The organism is Arthrobacter sp. Soil764 (assembly GCF_001428075.1).
In the GTDB taxonomy this organism is placed as follows: Bacteria; Actinomycetota; Actinomycetes; order Actinomycetales; family Micrococcaceae; genus Arthrobacter.
This window is the reverse complement of sequence record NZ_LMSI01000022.1, coordinates 85,471-101,704: the sequence shown is the minus strand read 5'-3', so window position 1 is coordinate 101,704 and position 16,234 is coordinate 85,471. Positions and strand designations below refer to the sequence as shown.

Genomic DNA, 16,234 nt, shown 5'->3' with positions numbered 1-16,234 from the left:
TCTTGCCCCTCCCGAATGCTAGAGCTGTGCCTCCCGGCGGTCCAGCACGATCTGCTGCACGTCCAGGTAGCCGGACTGGAAGCCGGCGCGCGAGTAGCAGAGGTAGAACAGCCACATCCGCTGGAAGACCGCGTCAAAGCCGAGCTCGCCCACCTCCCGGGAGCGGGACAGGAACCGTTCCTCCCACAGCCGCAATGTGGCCGCGTAGTGGTCGCCCATTCCCATCCGCTCCCGAACCCGCAGGGTGGTGTGCTGCTGGGTCACGCCCTCGATGGCGCGGACGGACGGCAGGAAGCCGCCAGGGAAGATGTACTTGTGCACCCAGGTGTAGGCGTTGCGGGTGGCCAGCATGCGCCCGTGCGGCATGGTGATGGCCTGGATGGCCACCTTGCCGCCGGGTGCCAGGACACGGTCGATGGTCTGGAAGTAGATGGGCCAGTACTCGTACCCCACGGCCTCGATCATTTCCACCGACACCACGGCGTCGTACTCGCCTTCCACGGCGCGGTAGTCCTGCAGGGCCACCGTTACCCGGTCCGCGTATCCGGCATCCTCAATGCGTTCCTGCGCCAGCGCCTGCTGTTCGCTGGACAGCGTGACGCTGTAGACGGTGGCACCGCGAGCGGCGGCACGCAGGGCAAGCTCGCCCCAGCCGGTACCGATTTCCAGCAGCCGCGTACCCTCGCCCACCCCGGCCTTGTCCAGCAACCGGTCGATCTTGGCCCGCTGCGCTTCGGCCAGGAAGTCCCATGGGACGTCGGAGAGCGGCCCCGCCTTCTCCGGGAACAGCGCGGAGGAGTAGCTCATGGTGGCGTCCAGGAAGTTGAAAAACAGGTCGTTGGACAGGTCGTAGTGCCGGGAGATGTTGCTGCGGGTGTTTTGTTCGGCGTTGCGTTCCTGGCGGGGGGTCCGGGGCAGGTACAGCGAGCGCAGTTTCTGCAGCGGCATGGGGATCAGCGTGTCCACGGAGGCGGCGAAGACTTCCAGCAGCGCGGCGAGGTCCGAAGCTTCCCAGTCGCCGGCCATGAAGGATTCGCCCAGGCCGATCAGGCCGTTGTCGCCGATCCGCGCCTCGAAGGCGGCGGGGCGCAGCATGGTCATCACGGGGGCTTCCGGTCCGCCGGTCCCCAGAACCGAGCCGTCCGGGTATTCAACGCGCAGCGGCAGCCGCTTGACCGCACCCTTGAACAGCAGCCCGGCGGCCTTTCCGGCCACTTCGGCCTTGACGCCCGACGGCGGCTGGGCAACACCGGGCCACAGGTCAGGGTCGATGGTGGCCGGCGCCGCCGGTACCCCGGTTGCGGTCCAGGCTTCGGGCACGCTTCCGGTGGAATGGCTGCCGGCCTTGTCTTCCAGACGGCCTGCGGTGGTGCCGTTATCGTCCGTCATGGTCATTGAACTGCCTCCTGTGAGGTGTGGTGTGGTCTGGCGACGACGGGCAGGCGTCTTGCCCAGAGTTTAATGCCCTGCACCCGGATCAGGGCGGATACCAGCAGCGGCGCGGCAGGAGCCGCGAAAGCCGCTGCCAGGATGTTGCGGCTGGTGGCAGGCCTGCGCCGGCCATCCATGGTGGCGACGAAGGGCCGGTGCCCCTCCCGGTCCAGGATGATGGAAACGGCCAGCCGGTCCCCCGGCGCCGGAAGCTTCATCCGGTACTCGCCGTCCACATCGTTGAAGGGTGAAACGTAGAACGCCTTCGGCACAGAAGCGCGTCCGGAGGGATCGGTCCGCAGCAGGTAGCAGTGCCGCTCCCCGTAGGTGTTGTGGACCTCGGCCACCACGCACTGCAGTTCGCCGGTGGACCGGTAGCACCAGAACAGGGTGAGCGGGTTGAAGACGTAGCCAAAGACCCTGGCACTGGTGAGCATGTGGATGGGACCGCCGTCGGGATCCACGCCCTGCGTGCGGAGGTACCGCTCCACGTTGGCCCGGATGCCGGCGTCGGGATCGCCAAGGTGGTCTGCGGCGTGGAACACTGCCAGCGGCCGGAGCAGGAACGGCAGCCGCGGAAGCTTGTCCACGTCCACAAACCAGCTGTAGCTCCGGTAGGTGAACGCATTCTTTAAGGGACTGCGCCGCACGTGGGAGATGGATGTGCTGTAGATCGAGGCGTCCATGGTCATGCAGGTTCCGGGGCGAGCAGTTCCCGCTCCCCCTCGCCGAAGGACTCCGTGGAGTCCTCCGCGCGGACCACCGGCCAGCTGCGGCCAAGTTTCTCCGCGGCGCGCGCACCGGAGAGGGCGCCGTCCTCGTGGAATCCCCAGCCAAGGTACGCCCCGGCGTAGGCGATCCGGCTGTTGCTCAGCGCGGTGATGGCCTGCTGGGCCTGAAGGGATTCGGGCGTGTACTGCGGGTGTTCGTAGACCATGCGCTCCAGCACTGCAGTGTCGCCGATCAGGTCCGACTCCCCCAGGCTCACCAGGTAGGGCTTGCCATCCGCAGGGCTCAGCCGCTGCAGCCGGGTCAGGTCGTAGCTCACCAGGACCTTGTCCGGGCGGGCGTCGCAGGCCGGGAGCCGGTAGTTCCAGGACGCCTTGGCGTTGTCCGCCGCCGGGAGGACTGCAGGGTCCCGGTGGAATACCGTTTGGTTTACCGAGTACGGCATCCCGCCCAGCGCCTCCTTCTCCTCAGGGGTGGCGTCGGCCAGGAACCCGAGCGCCTGCGCAGGATGGGTGGCAATGACGACGGCGTCAAAGTGTTCCAGCCCGCTGTCCGTGGCGAGCTCCACGCCGTCGGGCAGGCGCCGGATGGCGGTGACGGGTCTGTTGAGCCGAACGTCGGCCAGCGTAGCGGCGAGCTTTTCGACGTACCGGGCTGAGCCGCCGGTGACGGTGCGCCACTGCGGCGAGCCCTTGATGCCCAGCATGCCGTGGTGGCCCAGGAACGTGAAGAGGTACCGCGCGGGATAAGCCAGGGCCGTGGTGGGGTCGCAGGACCAGACTGCGCTGACCACGGGGGTCATGAAGTGGGAGATGAAGTAGGGGCTGAACTTCTCCCGTTCCAGGAATGCCCCCAGCGTCAGGTCCGGCACCTCCACCTCGCCGCTGACAGCCGACGGCGGCGCGGTCCTGAGCAGTTCCCGCGCCTTCCGGTAAAAACGGGTGACCTCCAGCAGCATCAGCAGGTAGCGGCCGCGCAGCAGGCTGGAGGGTTTGGCGATAATGCCGCGGGCGCCGTCCCGCGCCCCCGCGTATTCCAGCCCGCAGCCGTCGCAGCGGATGGACATGCTCATCTCCGAGTCCTGGGTTTCGACGCCCAGCTCGGCGAACAACCGCAGCAGGGTGGGATAGGTCCGTTCGTTGTGCACGATGAAACCGGTGTCCACCCCCATGGTGCTGCCGTCGGGTTGTGGCATGTCGTGGGTGTGGGCATGGCCGCCCAGCCTCGAATCCGCCTCAAACAGGGTGACGTCGTCCTGCCGGTTCAAAACGTAGGCCGCCGTCAATCCGGCCACGCCGCTGCCGATCACGGCAACGCGGCGCCGGCCGCCTACACTTCCTGCTGGGTCAAGTGACAATTCATGCTCCTCTGCTGAACATTTGCCGCTGGGCTGGGTATACAGAGGGTTGTTCGGTGCGGTACGGCCGGCGGATGGGTGCAGTACTGTGGGCTCGTGGTAAATCCGGTGCACCTGAAGACCCTCCTTGAAGTCACGCGGCTGGGCTCATTCGCTGCAGCAGCCGCAACACTCGGCTACACGGCCTCCGCCGTGTCCCAGCAGATGTCGGCTTTGGAGCGGGAAACGGGCGTTACCCTCTTCCAGCGTTCGGCGCGCGCCGTGATTCCCACGGAAGCCGCCGTCGTCATGACCCGGCACGCTGCCAAGGTGCTCACGGACATCGAGGCACTGATGGCCGCCGCCTCAAGGACGCAGGACTCGGAAAGCCAGGAACTGCGGCTGGGGATCTTTCCCAGCCTGGCCACGTACGTCCTGCCGCGGATCCTGAAGAACCCGGCGTGGAAGAAACTTGGGATCGACCTGCGGGTGTCTGTGGCGGAGCCGGGCCAAACCATCCAGGGGCTGCGCACCGGCGGCGACCTGGACCTGGCCGTGGTGTTCCAGGTGGGCCAGACCGGCTTCGCGTGGCCCAACACCATCAACAGGCAATGGATTGGCGACGACGACTTCCGGGTGGTGCTGCCCGCCGGCTGGGGTTTCCGGGCGGACGCGAAGGTGGCCGCGGACCATCTCTCCGAGATGCCCTGGATCATGCACCATCCCGGCACCAGCGATGCGATGGTGATCGAGCGGCTGTTCGCGGGCTGCAACCTGCACCCGCGGGTGGTGGCGCACAGTGATGACTTCCATGCCAGCCTGGAGATGGCCGCCGCAGGCCTGGGGGCGGCCCTGGTTCCGGAGCTTGCCCTGCGGAACAAGCCGGCGGGCGTGGTGGTGCTGGACGTCCCGGAGATCCGGCTGGCCCGGAACGTGTTTGCCCTGTTGATCAATGACCGGAAGACGGCGCGGGTGCAGCTCTTCGTCGACCTGCTGGCCGAAACACTCGCGGGGATGCGCACCGCGGTCAATTAGGGCAGAACGCTGGAATGGTCTGCCCTTCGGGTCTATGTTGAGAATATGAACAAGGTAGCGAGCCAGCACTTTGGGGAGATCGAGCTCAACCACGGCATGGATCATCTCTTTGCCGCCAAACATGAGCTGCGAGGCCACCCGCTGGAACTCGACCTGAACATCACCGCCCACGACAACTTTGACGAAGCCGCGCTTCGCAAGGTGGACTATCGGTTGCGTTTCCTTCCGGAACTGGTGGACGAGGTCCGCGAGATGATCGCCGAGGAACTTGAGCAGGAGGGCACCAGTCCCCAGGAGTACCTGCACTTCCACTGCAATGCGCTCAAGGACGAGCACCTGCACAAGGTGTTCGGCGTCCAGGACCGCAAACAGCTCACCAACGAGGTCTTCCTCAAGGCACTCAAACTCGGCCACGTAGCCATCTATCCCGGCCAGCCCGAACGCTACTTCGTCATGGATTTCACCCTGGGCGAGCACTTCACGGATGAGGTCCTGGTGGCCTCCGCCGACCAGGACGGCGTGGTGGACGACGAGATCGTCTGGGAGTCCTGAATCGATTGCTCCGTAAATGCCCTTTTGGACACTCAAAACGGCAGTTACGGAGCAATCGATGGTTAAAGCACGACGACGGCGGGTCACCAGGAATTCCCCAGTGGCCCGCCCGTTCGCCCGCTACTCCAGGTCCAGTGCGCTGGGCGCACCGGACCTGGAGCCTCTGCGGGCTCTCTTAGCCCTGTTCGTCTACTTCGCCGTTTCCAGCAGCTCCGCGCGGACCGTCTGCGTGGCCCTGACCAGGTTGCGCAGGGACTCTTCGGTCTCGGCGTAGCCGCGGGTCTTCAGGCCGCAGTCCGGGTTGACCCAGAGCTGGCGGGACGGGACGTGCTTGACGGCGGTTGCCAGCAGCTCGGTGACCTCCTGCTCGCCGGGCACTCGGGGTGAGTGGATGTCGTAGACACCCGGGCCCACCCCGCGGCCGAAGCCGTGGGACTCGAGGTCGTGGACAACCTCCATCCGGGAGCGGGCAGCCTCTATGGAGGTGACGTCCGCGTCCAGCCCGTCGATCGCGTCGATGATCACGCCGAACTCGGAGTAGCAGAGGTGGGTGTGGATCTGCGTGGAATCGGCGGCGCCGGCGGTGGCCAGGCGGAAGGAGTCAACGGACCACTTCAGGTAGTCCGCCTGGTCGGCTTTGCGCAGCGGAAGCAGTTCGCGCAGGGCGGGCTCGTCCACCTGGATGACCTTGATGCCGGCAGCTTCGAGGTCGGCAATCTCGTCGCGGAGGGCCAGGCCCACCTGGTTGGCGGTCTCGCCCAGGGGCTGGTCGTCGCGGACGAAGGACCAGGCCAGGATGGTGACGGGACCGGTCAGCATGCCCTTCATCGGCTTGGCTGTGAGGGACTGGGCGTACTTGGCCCATTCCACCGTGATCGGAGCGCTGCGGGTGACGTCGCCCCAGAGAATGGACGGCCGGGTGCAGCGTGAGCCGTAGGACTGGACCCAGCCGTGGACCGTGACGTCGAACCCTTCGAGGTTCTCGGCAAAGTACTGGACCATGTCGTTGCGCTCCGGCTCACCGTGCACCAGGACGTCGTAGCCAAGCTCTTCCTGCAGCTGCACCACGCGCTTGATCTCGTCCTTCATGAGCTGCGCGTACTGCTCGTCGGTGAGATCACCCTTGTTGTTCCGGGCGCGGGCCGACCTGATTTCAGCGGTCTGCGGGAAGGATCCGATCGTCGTGGTGGGCAGCGGCGGCAGGTGCAGCGCCTCCTCCTGGGCGGCTTCGCGGGCCGAATACTCGGAGCGCGAGAAGTCAGCCGCTGTGAGGGCCTCGGTGCGGGCACGGACGTCTGCGCGGCGGACGCCCTCGGCGGTGGCGCGGGAAGCGATGACGGCGGTTGCCTCGTCGATCGCATCCTGGGCGGAAGCGGGATCGGCCAGGTAAGCGGCCAGGGCCTTGACTTCCACGGCCTTCTGGTCCGAGAACGCCAGCCAACTGCGGAGCTGAGCGGAGAGCTGGGTTTCCTCGGCCACGTCGTGCGGGACGTGCTGGGTGGAGGTGGACGTGGAGACAGCCACCTTTGCGGCCGCTGCCTTCAGTTCGTCCAGCTTGGCGGCGGAGGCAGCGAGGTCGTTGCGCCAGATGTTGTGGCCGTCCACGACGCCGGCAACCAGGGTCTTGTTGCCCAGGCCCGCCAGGGCAGCGGCGGACGGAACGGCGCCCTTGAAGACGTCGATGTGGAGGGCATCGATGTTGGTGGCTGCGAGGGTGCCCAGCTGCCCGTCCAGTGAGCCGTAGGGGGTGGAGACGAGGATCTGCGGGCGGTTGGCTGCAGCGGTCAGTACCTCGTAGGCGCGGGCCACGGCTGCCTCGATTTCGGCGGCCGGGGTGTCCTGGTCCACCACCAGGGCGGGCTCGTCCAGCTGGACCCAGCCGGCACCCGCAGCCGCGAGCTTTTCCAGCAGCTGCACGTAGACGGGCAGGATGTCCTCCAGGCGGGACAGCGGGGCGAAGCCGGCGGGGGCGTCGTCGGAAGCCTTGGACAGCAGCAGGTAGGTGACGGGGCCCACGACGTAAGGGCGGGTCTCGATGCCGTTGGCCAGGGCGAAGGCGAACTCGTCAACCTTCGCGGTGGAGGCCAGGGTGAAGTCGGTCTCCGGACCGATTTCCGGCACCAGGTAGTGGTAGTTGGTGTCGAACCACTTGGTCATTTCCAGCGGCTGCTGTTCCTTGTTGCCGCGGGCAAGGGTGAAGTAGCCGTCAATGTCCAGCTGGCCTTCACCGTTGAGGAGCTTGCCAAAGCGGGCGGGCACCGCGCCGAGGTGGGCGGTGGTGTCCAGGACCTGGTCGTAGTAGGAGAAGGTGCCCGGGACAGCGGCAGCTTCGGTCAGGCCCAGTTCCTGCAGGCGCCGGGCGATGGCCAGCTGGATGTCCTTGGCCGCTGCGTCCAGGGCGGCGGCGTCGATCTTCCCGGCCCAGTAGGCCTCGACAGCCTTCTTGAGCTCGCGGCGCCGGCCGATGCGGGGGTAGCCGAGGAGCGAGGCTGCCGGGAAGGGGGTGCGGGCGGTGTTCTGTTCAGTCATGGGGTACTCCTGGAGGTCGAGTAAGTGTCGAGGGCGTGCGCGCATCAGCGCACGAAGGATGAACGCGGCGTGTACGAACGCTGCGCGGATGAATGGAAGCTGTTGGGGGTGCAGGCCGGTCAGCTGGCCAGCTGGCCGCGGGCACTGGACCCGGGCCGGATGCCGGGACGGCTGCGCCGCGGAAGGGCCAGCTTGTCCAGCACCTCCAGCGCACTCTGGTGTTCGTTGAAGGTGTAGATGTGGATGCCGGGAGCACCCGCATCAAGTGCGGCGTTGGCCAGGTCAACGGTGGCGTCGACCCCAATGCGGAGGCGTTCGATGTCGGTATCGGCCGCAGCCAGCCGGGCCATCAGTTGCGGCGCCGGCTCCACTCCGGTCAGTTCGCCCAGCCGGTTGAGCCGGCGGAGGCTGGTCAACGGCATGACGCCGGGGATGATCGGAATGGTCACACCGGCACGGCGTGCCCGGGTGAGGAGGTCGGCATACTGCCTGGTCTCGAAAAACACCTGGGTGATGGCGAAATCGGCGCCGGAACGCTGCTTCGCGAGCAGCACCTCAACGTCGTGCTCTTCACTGGGTGACTCCGGATGCCGGGTTGGATACGCTGCCACACCCACTGCGATCTTTCCGGCGCAGAGCAGGGCCGACCGGCGCTGCTCCACACGGCGGATGAGTTCGATCAGATCCTGGGCATACCGGAGCGACCCGCTGGCAGGGGCACTGGCGTCCTTGGGAAGATCGCCGCGCAGGGCAAGGATGCCCCGGACCCCGGTGTCCAGCAGTTCCCCGACGATGCCGGCGAGTTCCTGCGGCGTGTTGCCCACGCAGGTGAGGTGTGCCAGCGGCCGCAGCGTGGTTTCGAGCAGGAGCCGGTTGATGAGTTCGACGGCGGTGTCCCGGTTGGATCCGCTGGCGCCGTACGTGACGGAGACGTAGTCCGGTTCAGTTGCTTCCAACTCGCGGATGGTGGTCCACAGCGTCTCCGCTGCCGCAGGAGAACGCGGGGGGAAGAGCTCATAGGAAAGCGCTACCGGAGCGGTGTCGGACAGGTTGGGGTGTGCGTCAATAAGGCTTGGTGGTGACATTTGCGTCCTTGGCTTTGGGCCATTGGGGTCTCCGCCCGGCGAAACAGGACAGAGAACCGGCAATGATTTTGAGTTTGGGAACACGGAGGGACTCCACGAGGACGCAGCCGCGACTGTTACGCCTTGAATGAAGTAGTCCGTGAGCAAATGTCAGGCCCACATGGGGGCACCCACACCCTCCGGAACGGAGGATCGCTGACACGTTACCGCGGTAACTTGTCTACGACTCTAGGGTGCCGGGCGGGGGCGGTGCAAGTCCGTGCCGAATTAAGACGCACTTTTACGGGTTGTTTTGTGCGGCAGCAGAATTTCCTTCGCCGGAAGGGCTTGCTACCAGGGGCGGTCCGGGGCCGACCCACCGTTGCTGTCCAGGTATTCTTCCCGTTCGCGCCCGCTGTTCCGCTCCCGCTGGGCCTGCCGCGAACTGTCCTGGATCTGGTCCAGTTGGCTCTGCCGGGTCTCGGCCGGCCCGTCCTCGGGGGATTCCTCACCCGCTCCGCCCTCTGGGCCTGCGGGCTGGCCGGCGGCGATCTTTCCCTCCAGCCGTTCCCGGGCTTCCGCCAACCGCCCGGCCGCTCCCGCTTCCGCATCCGGAGACAGGCAACCTTCCGGCGCCTGGCCTGCGGTTGCCAGGGCTTCCTTAAAGAACGGAAGGGCCGACGACGGGTCCCCGGCCTGGAGCCGCAAGTCGCCCAGGCGTTCGATCACCAGGACAAGGTTCACCCTGACCAGGCATTCGTCCCCTGAGCCGGCGGGAACCATGCCCAGTGCCTGGTCGAACAGCTGCCGTGCCGTGCCGTAATCCCCTGCCAGCACTGCGGCGTCACCGGCGGCAAACGGCGCTTTATGGGGTTCCACCACGTTGGCCACTCCCAGGCCACGGGCTGCGGCATCCACGGCGGATGCGTTTCCTGCTGCAAAGCCGGAGGCGGCACGGTCAGCGAGCAAGCCAAGGCTGAGGAGCTTGGCGGCGAGAAGCAGCACCAGGAGAACCGGCAGCGCTGACCAGAGCAGCAGGCGGCGCCTGTGGGCCTTGGTGTTCACCGGACCCCTTCCTTTCCCGGCCGGCCAGGTAACCCCCGGAGCTGCCGGATGATGGCCACCGCTTCCGGCAAGGCCAGCAGGAAGGCGCCGGCGGCGAAAATCCAGTACAGTTCGGCTCCAGCCGCCAGCGGGTCCTCTCCATCCGCCCGTTCCACATTGCCCGGACGTGCCTGCTGCATCATCTCCGCCACCGGTGCGCCGGCGGCGCGGTGCACGTAGGGCAGGCCGAGCTGGGCGGCAAGGTTCCGCAGCCGCTCCTCGTCGATGACCGACACTGCATTACCACTGCTGCCGGCCCTGTTGTCCTGCACGTACGTGCCGCCGTCGCTCTCCTGCGCGGCGTCTTCCTTGGGTGCGGCGCCCTGCAGGCCGGTATTCTCTCTCATCTGGCCGCCCCCGGCCGTGCCGTAGCCCAGCACCGCTCCCCCGGCCACCAGCCCGCCGTCGAGAGTCATGGTTTGGGGATCCCTGGCGCTGGTCTGTTCGCCGTCCCCCAGGTAGTACACCAGGCAGGGCCTGCCGGGGTTGCTGTCGCGGGCGGCGCTCAACCGCTCGGACAGCACCTGCCGGGCTGCCGTGATGCTGCTGCCTTTGGCGTAGGCGGTGACCTGGGGTTCCAGGACATCCGTGATGGTTTCCAGGGCCAGCGTGTCCGTGCTGAGCGGCATGCGGACGTGCGCCGTGGTGTCGAAAGTGATGACCGAAAAGCGCGCGCCGGGCAGTTGTTCGGCGATGGCCATGATGTCTTTCCGGACGCCCTCCAGCCGCGGGTTGCCGTTGCCGTAGTCCTCGGCCACCATGCTGGTGGTGGTATCCACCACAAAGAACACGTTGAGGTCCGAGGTGGCAGCCCGCGCCGATCCGCCCGGCAGGCCTGGCCTCAGGGCCGCCACCAGGACCAGCAGGACCACGGCTCCCCGCCGCAGCCACGCCCTTCCCCGGGGCCGGGATCCTTGCAGCCGCCACAAAACCGCACACAGGGCCAGGGCGGACAACAGCGCTACAGCCAGCGGCAGGCCGGGTACGTCCGAGAACACTGCGCGCACCGCTCCCTGGACCGCCGCCGTTTCGGTCTGCTCCACGGCGGCGACGATTCCCGCCACCGCATCAGCGTTGTCCAGGGCGTAGTACAGGCCCCCGGTTGATTCCGCGGCAGCACGCAGTTGGGCCCCCGGCTGGTCAGGACCGCTGCCGTAGTCCAGGTCACCAGGATTCAGTGCGTGAACGTGGACGGACCGGTCCCGGGCCAGCTGCGCGGCCTGCTCAAGAGACATGATGGGCTCGCCCGAGAGGAAGTTGTCCGTTGCCAGCACCACTGACCGCGAGCGCTGCGCTGCGTCTCCCTGCCGTGCTTCTCCGCCGGCTTCCCTGGGGGTTTGTCCGGCTTCGCCCGGAAAGCTGTTGAGGCAGGATGCCAGGCCGTCGCCAATCAGCGACGACCCCCTGCCGCTCCAGGTGCCGTCGAGGAATCCGGAGCTGCCCGGTTTGCCGTCGAACGCATCCTTCGCGAGCTGGAGCTGCTCCTGGGCGTAGGCGTAGTCGTCGGTTAACGGAAAGACCTGGATGGCGGTGCTGTCGAAGATGGTCAGGCCGATCCGCTCGCCGTCGAATGTCCTGGCCAGGCCGGCAAAGACATCCGCCACTGCCGCGTCGGCGCTGCTCATGGAACCTGAGGTGTCCAGGCAGAGCATGATGTCCCGGTTGTGCTGCTCCGGCCTGATGGTGGACACGTCAACGGGCCGTGCCGCCGCAACCGCCGTGGAGGCCAGCAGCAGAACGCAGGCGGCGCCGGCCAGGAGCAGCCGCCGCCGGTGCAGGCGGAGGGCTGCCTGGTACTCGGGCAGCGCGGTGAGCCTGTCGGCGTGCGCCACGGGCCGGCGTCGTACGTTGGACAACCGGTTGCTGCGCAGCGCAACCCATGCCGCCACTCCTGCGGCAGCGGCCGCAACCGGCAGCAGCCACCAGAACATCAGTTCCACGCGCGCACCGCCGCGGAGGCTCGTGCTGCTGACGCAGCCACGGACGGCAACGGGCCCGGGCCGAATTCCGCGGGGTACAGGGCTTGAACGGCCGCGGCCGCCGCCGGGAGCGGGTGACGCGCCAGGTCCTGGTGCGTCATCCTGGTGGCGTCCACTCCGGTGGCATCGCGGACGAACCCGCGCAGCAGCAGGCTGATGTGCTGGTGCGCCGTGCGTTCCTCAAGATGTCCGGCAGCCACCGCATCCTCCACATCCTTGATGCGCTGCAGGCATGCGGCTTTCAGGGCCGGCAGGTCGGTCAGGGCGGACCGGACCGGCGTGGAGCTGCCCTGCCTGGACCGTTTGGGGACGCGGGTGGAGGCAAGCACGAACACGTACCAGCCGGCCACCAGGGCCAGCAGTGCCGCGCCGCACCACAGCCAGGCGGAACCGTACTGCAGCGGGCCATAGAATCCGGGATCAGCCTGCACGCCGGTGCCTCTCCAGGAGGGCGAAGAGACCCGTGATGACATCCGCGCTGCCCCCCACTTCCCCCTCAGTGATCCCCGCGCCACGCAACATTGCCCTCCGCGCCGCGTCGCGCTCGTCCGTGGCCTGCAGGTACGCGGCCCTCACCCCCGCCGACATTGCCGGCTGCCAGGACAGCAGCGCGGAATCAGCCACGCTGTAGGAGTCCGTGCCGGCGTAGGAGTCGGTGCCGGCGTAGGAGTCGGTGCCGGCGCCGGAGATCCGTTCGGTCCCGGGCGATGGTGCCAGCCCGGCGTCCCGAATGGTCAGCCAGAGGATCTCGTGCTGGGCGCTGAGCCTGCGCAGGAGTTGGCCGGTGGCAGCGTCCGCGGCAATTTCGTCCGCAACAACGAACAGCAGGTGGCGTCCCTTGATGCTGCGCGCCGTGTACTCGAGTTGGTCCTGGATCCTGCTGGATGCCGCCGCGAGGTTCGTGTGTGAGTCCACAACCCTCAGCAGCCGTTCCAGGTGGGCTTCGCCTCCCTTGGCCGGCAGGGAACGGGTGCCCGCTGTATCACCGCAGACAAGGCCCACCAGGTCGCCGTGCCGGTGGGCCAGGTAGCCAAGGACCCCCAGTGCCAGCACGGCGATGTCCTTCTTCACTTCCCCTGACAGCGCCTCGGCCGCCATGTTGCGCCCCGTATCAGTGACCAGCAGGACAGTCTGCCGGCGGACTGCGACGTACCGCCTGATCAGGGGTGAGCCGTGGCGCGCTGAAGCCTTCCAGTCGATGTCGCGGACCTCGTCACCGGGCACGTAGGCGCGAAGGTCATCGAAGTCCAGGCTGCGGCCCCTGAACACGGAACCGTATTCGCCGTCGAGCATGCCGCGGGCTTTGCGGTGCGCGAAGATGGCCATCTTCGACTTCACGCGCTGGAGGAGACCGGCCACGGGGCGTCAGGGGGTCTGGATAGCGGCGACGACGGCGTCGATCACCGATTCCACCGGGACCTGCTCTGCCACCGCGTCAAAGTTCAGGATCAGCCGGTGCCGCAGCACCCGGTGGGCCAGCACCTTGACGTCTTCCGGGATGACATGGTCACGGCCGTCCAGCAGTGCCACGGCGCGGGCCGCCTGGCTGAAGGCGATGCTGGCACGGGGGCTGGCGCCAAACTCGATGAACCCGGCAAGCCTGGCATCGATATACCGGGACGCGTTCCGCGTCACGTACACCAACCCCACGATGTAGTTGATCACGGCCGGATCGATGTAGATGCGCCGGGTCAGGTCCTGGATCTCCCGGATGGCTTCGAGGGAAGCGGCCGCCGGCGGCTTCTGCTCCGGGATGAAGACGCCGGCGTCGATCCGGGCGATGATCCGGGCCTCTTCCGCAGGACTGGGGTAGTCAAGGACGTCCTTGAGCATGAAGCGGTCCATTTGCGCCTCCGGCAGCTGGTACGTGCCCTCCTGCTCGATGGGGTTCTGGGTGGCCAGGACCAGGAACGGCGACGGGAGGCGGTAGTCCTGGCCGCCGATGGACGTCTGGCGTTCCTGCATGGCCTCCAGCATGGCGCTCTGGGTTTTGGCGCTGGAGCGGTTGATTTCGTCGAGCAGCACGATGTTGGCGTGGACCGGGCCCAGCTGGGTGTGGAACGTTCCCTTGGCGGCGTCGTAGATCTGGGTTCCCACGATGTCGCTGGGCAGCAGGTCGGGCGTGCACTGGATCCGGCGGAATTCGGCGCTGACGGCGTCTGCCAGCGTTTGGGCCGCAGTGGTCTTGGCCAGTCCCGGGACGCTCTCGAGCAGGATGTGGCCGCCGGTCAGCAGGCCCACCAGCAACGATTCCCGCAACCGGGACTGCCCCACCACCTTGGCCTCGAAACTGCGTGAAATGTTGGCCGCCACCTGCTGCGCCCTGGCCAGCTCCGCAGGCTGGATTCTTGCGGGCACGCTGGTCGAAAGCACTGGTTCTCCCCCTGAGGACGGTGATGGGCCCGCGGTCCGGAAGGCCGTGTCCCGTCCGCCATCCCATCCAAGCCCGCGGGCCGCATCCCGGCAATGGGTACCCCTCCCCATGCGGGCCCTGCAGGTCTATCCTTTTGCCATGATCGAGCTTCCAGCCAGTTACAAGGAATATCTCGCCGATAAGAGCCAGATGTTCATCGATACGGTCAGGCCGATCCTGATGCAGTCTGCAGCAGAGAAGCTGCACGGCGTCCGGGTGGTCTACAACCCTGGTTCCACCGGCCACCAGGCCCATCTTGACGACAGCCTTCCGTTCGGCGTGGTGCTTGAGGACATCGATTAGCCCCTGACGGCCCCCGCCAGGGCAAGCGCGTTGCCGGAGCCGCGTGCCACGATGACGTAAAGAGCCAGGACCGGGATCGAATAGAGGATCGAGAATGCGGCCAGCTGGCCGTACGCCACTGCCCCGTGCTGGCCGAAGAAGCTGAAGATCGATACCGCTGCGGGCTGCCTTGCCTCCGACAGCAGGAGCACGAACGGAACGAAGAAGTTCCCCCACGCCTGGATGAACACGAAGATGAAGACCACGCCCAGGCCCGGCCGCATCAGCGGCAGCACGATCGACCGCAGGGCGGCCAGCCTGGAGGCGCCGTCCACCCACGCAGCTTCCTCGAGGGCCAGCGGCACGGCGTCCATGAAGTTCCTGGTCATCCAGATGGCCATCGGCAGGCTGGTGGCGGCCAGGAAAAGCACCGTTGCGGGCAGCGAATCCAGCAGCCGCAGCTGCACGAAGAGCCCGTAGACCGGCACCATGATGGCGGTGACGGGAAGACAGGTGCCAAAGAGGATGCCGTACATGAACGGGGTGTTGAAGCGGGACCGGTACCGGGACAGGGGGTATGCGGCGAGCACGGCCGCCGCCAGGGTGACCATCCCCGTCCCCGCGGACAGCAACAGGCTGTTCCACAGCGGACGGAACAGCAGCTCCGGGGTGAGCACGGCTGCGAAATTCTCCAGGCCGGGCTGCTGCGGAACCTTGGTACCGTGACCGGCGGCCGGATCCAGCGAACCCAGCACCAGCCACAACAACGGCAGCAGGAAACAGGCACCAATCAGCAGCAGGGCGCCATCTGCCCAGGCGCTGCCCCGCGTGTGGCCGGGTGCGGGCCGGCGGCGGAGCTGCCGGCCGGGGCGTCGCCGTGCCGCCTGTTTCGGAATTGTCACGGCTTCCGCTCCCTGAGGAGGCGGAGATAGGCCGCCCCGAACACGGCGCCAATCAGGATGAGGACCGACGCCACGGCGGTGCCGTAGCCGATGTCGCCGAACTTGAAGGCTTCCTGGTAGGCCAGGACAGGCAGTGTGGTGCTGCCATTGGCCGGTCCGCCCGCGGTCATGACCCAAATCAGGGTGAAGACCGCCAGGGTCTGCAGCGTGACCAGCATCAGGTTGGTGGCGATGCTGCCCCGGATCACCGGCAGCGTGATGAAGGCCAGCCGCTGCCAGGGCCCGGCACCGTCCATGTGCGCGGCCTCGGTCAGCTCCGCCGGGACTCCGTCGAGCGCGGCCCGGTACACCAGCATGGAAAAAGCGGTTCCGCGCCAAATGTTGGCCAGGATCACGGCGGCCATGGGCACGGTATAGAGCCAGTCGGTTTCCGCCGCCCCGAATTGGCCCAGCAGTTGGTTGAGCGTGCCGTCACGGCTGAAGAACGCATAGGCGGCGAACGCGGCCACGATCTCGGGCAGGACCCAGGCGGCCACGACGGCGGTGCCAACAGTTGCCGAGACAACGGGACGTGCGCGGCGCATGAGGACGGCAAGGGCCAGTCCCAGCACGTTCTGGCCAACGATGGCCGAGCCCGCGACGAACAGGACCGTCAGCGCCAGTGAGAGCGGGAAGACAGGGTCCTGCAGAAGCCGTTGGTAGTTCTGCAACCCCACCCACTCGGGGTTCCTGGCGTAGCGGCCGGTCAGCCCGGCGTTGGTCAGCGAGGAGTGGAACGCCCACAGCACAGGGCCGGCAAGGAACACGAGCAGCAGCAGGACGGCAGGCAGGACGGGCAGGTACCGGAGCAATTGCCGTGTCCGGTGGTTGGCCGCCAC

Annotated in this window: 15 protein-coding genes; 3 read left to right on the top strand and 12 right to left on the bottom strand. The window is 67.2% G+C overall.

Annotation, left to right across the window (positions count from 1 at the left end; translation table 11 throughout):
• Positions 1–18: 18 nt before the first annotated feature.
• The 3 genes from ASG86_RS15765 to ASG86_RS15755 are packed head-to-tail and all read right to left on the bottom strand — an operon-like array spanning position 19 to position 3,517.
• Entirely contained in the window at positions 19–1,395 is a 1,377-nt protein-coding gene (locus ASG86_RS15765) for a class I SAM-dependent methyltransferase (protein WP_200946280.1), read from the bottom strand.
• Complete coding sequence (locus ASG86_RS15760) at positions 1,392–2,123, bottom strand: DUF1365 domain-containing protein (RefSeq protein ID WP_056336319.1); 732 nt, start codon at positions 2,121–2,123, stop codon at positions 1,392–1,394. Before ASG86_RS15760 ends, ASG86_RS15765 begins: the two co-directional genes overlap by 4 nt.
• Positions 2,120–3,517: an NAD(P)/FAD-dependent oxidoreductase gene (locus ASG86_RS15755; RefSeq protein ID WP_056336316.1), complete on the bottom strand. Its 1,398-nt coding sequence runs from the start codon at positions 3,515–3,517 to the stop codon at positions 2,120–2,122. The genes ASG86_RS15760 and ASG86_RS15755 overlap by 4 nt, the downstream gene beginning before the upstream one ends.
• Before the next feature lie 96 nt (positions 3,518–3,613).
• On the opposite strand from ASG86_RS15755, the gene ASG86_RS15750 reads away from it, so the two are divergent.
• The gene (locus ASG86_RS15750) at positions 3,614–4,531 is read left to right on the top strand and encodes a LysR family transcriptional regulator (RefSeq protein WP_056336315.1); all 918 of its coding nucleotides are present in this window, start codon (positions 3,614–3,616) and stop codon (positions 4,529–4,531) included.
• A gap of 45 nt (positions 4,532–4,576) precedes the next feature.
• The gene (locus tag ASG86_RS15745) at positions 4,577–5,083 is read left to right on the top strand and encodes a DUF2004 domain-containing protein (protein ID WP_056336310.1); all 507 of its coding nucleotides are present in this window, start codon (positions 4,577–4,579) and stop codon (positions 5,081–5,083) included.
• A 189-nt stretch (positions 5,084–5,272) separates the two neighbouring features.
• Here the strand turns inward: ASG86_RS15745 and metE are convergent, their stop codons facing one another.
• The 7 genes from metE to ASG86_RS15710 all read right to left on the bottom strand — a co-directional run bounded on the left by metE (position 5,273) and on the right by ASG86_RS15710 (position 14,132).
• Positions 5,273–7,612 carry a 5-methyltetrahydropteroyltriglutamate--homocysteine S-methyltransferase gene (gene metE, locus ASG86_RS15740; RefSeq protein WP_056336307.1) on the bottom strand — a complete coding sequence of 780 codons (2,340 nt, stop codon included), beginning with the start codon at positions 7,610–7,612 and terminating at the stop codon, positions 5,273–5,275.
• A 119-nt stretch (positions 7,613–7,731) separates the two neighbouring features.
• Positions 7,732–8,697 carry a methylenetetrahydrofolate reductase gene (locus ASG86_RS15735; RefSeq protein WP_056336304.1) on the bottom strand — a complete coding sequence of 322 codons (966 nt, stop codon included), beginning with the start codon at positions 8,695–8,697 and terminating at the stop codon, positions 7,732–7,734.
• Between the two features lie 330 nt (positions 8,698–9,027).
• A complete protein-coding gene (locus ASG86_RS15730) occupies positions 9,028–9,741 on the bottom strand; it encodes a hypothetical protein (protein ID WP_056336301.1) in 714 nt (237 codons plus the stop codon).
• Positions 9,738–11,711: a VWA domain-containing protein gene (locus ASG86_RS15725; protein ID WP_056336300.1), complete on the bottom strand. Its 1,974-nt coding sequence runs from the start codon at positions 11,709–11,711 to the stop codon at positions 9,738–9,740. Before ASG86_RS15725 ends, ASG86_RS15730 begins: the two co-directional genes overlap by 4 nt.
• Positions 11,711–12,190 carry a hypothetical protein gene (locus ASG86_RS15720; RefSeq protein ID WP_056336297.1) on the bottom strand — a complete coding sequence of 160 codons (480 nt, stop codon included), beginning with the start codon at positions 12,188–12,190 and terminating at the stop codon, positions 11,711–11,713. Before ASG86_RS15720 ends, ASG86_RS15725 begins: the two co-directional genes overlap by 1 nt.
• On the bottom strand, positions 12,180–13,118 hold the full coding sequence (locus ASG86_RS15715; protein WP_156386201.1) for a DUF58 domain-containing protein: 939 nt from the start codon (positions 13,116–13,118) through the stop codon (positions 12,180–12,182). Before ASG86_RS15715 ends, ASG86_RS15720 begins: the two co-directional genes overlap by 11 nt.
• Positions 13,119–13,124: 6 nt before the next feature.
• Entirely contained in the window at positions 13,125–14,132 is a 1,008-nt protein-coding gene (locus ASG86_RS15710) for an AAA family ATPase (protein ID WP_056336295.1), read from the bottom strand.
• A gap of 139 nt (positions 14,133–14,271) precedes the next feature.
• Here ASG86_RS15710 and ASG86_RS15705 point away from each other — a divergent pair, with 139 nt between their 5' ends.
• Entirely contained in the window at positions 14,272–14,475 is a 204-nt protein-coding gene (locus ASG86_RS15705; RefSeq protein WP_440151848.1) for a hypothetical protein, read from the top strand.
• Here ASG86_RS15705 and ASG86_RS15700 read toward each other — a convergent pair.
• The gene (locus ASG86_RS15700) at positions 14,472–15,356 is read right to left on the bottom strand and encodes a carbohydrate ABC transporter permease (protein WP_156386200.1); all 885 of its coding nucleotides are present in this window, start codon (positions 15,354–15,356) and stop codon (positions 14,472–14,474) included. The genes ASG86_RS15705 and ASG86_RS15700 overlap by 4 nt on opposite strands.
• Positions 15,353–16,234 carry a carbohydrate ABC transporter permease gene (locus ASG86_RS15695; protein ID WP_056336290.1) on the bottom strand — a complete coding sequence of 294 codons (882 nt, stop codon included), beginning with the start codon at positions 16,232–16,234 and terminating at the stop codon, positions 15,353–15,355. The genes ASG86_RS15700 and ASG86_RS15695 overlap by 4 nt, the downstream gene beginning before the upstream one ends.

Excerpts from the sequence above, each read along its gene's own strand:
- ASG86_RS15765 (WP_200946280.1), bottom strand. The coding sequence starts at position 1,395 with ATGACCATGACGGACGATAACGGCACCACCGCAGGCCGTCTGGAAGAC.
- ASG86_RS15760 (WP_056336319.1), bottom strand. The coding sequence starts at position 2,123 with ATGACCATGGACGCCTCGATCTACAGCACATCCATCTCCCACGTGCGG.
- ASG86_RS15745 (WP_056336310.1), top strand. The coding sequence starts at position 4,577 with ATGAACAAGGTAGCGAGCCAGCACTTTGGGGAGATCGAGCTCAACCAC.
- metE (WP_056336307.1), bottom strand. The coding sequence starts at position 7,612 with ATGACTGAACAGAACACCGCCCGCACCCCCTTCCCGGCAGCCTCGCTC.
- ASG86_RS15735 (WP_056336304.1), bottom strand. The coding sequence starts at position 8,697 with ATGTCACCACCAAGCCTTATTGACGCACACCCCAACCTGTCCGACACC.
- ASG86_RS15725 (WP_056336300.1), bottom strand. The coding sequence starts at position 11,711 with ATGTTCTGGTGGCTGCTGCCGGTTGCGGCCGCTGCCGCAGGAGTGGCG.
- ASG86_RS15705 (WP_440151848.1), top strand. The coding sequence starts at position 14,272 with ATGATCGAGCTTCCAGCCAGTTACAAGGAATATCTCGCCGATAAGAGC.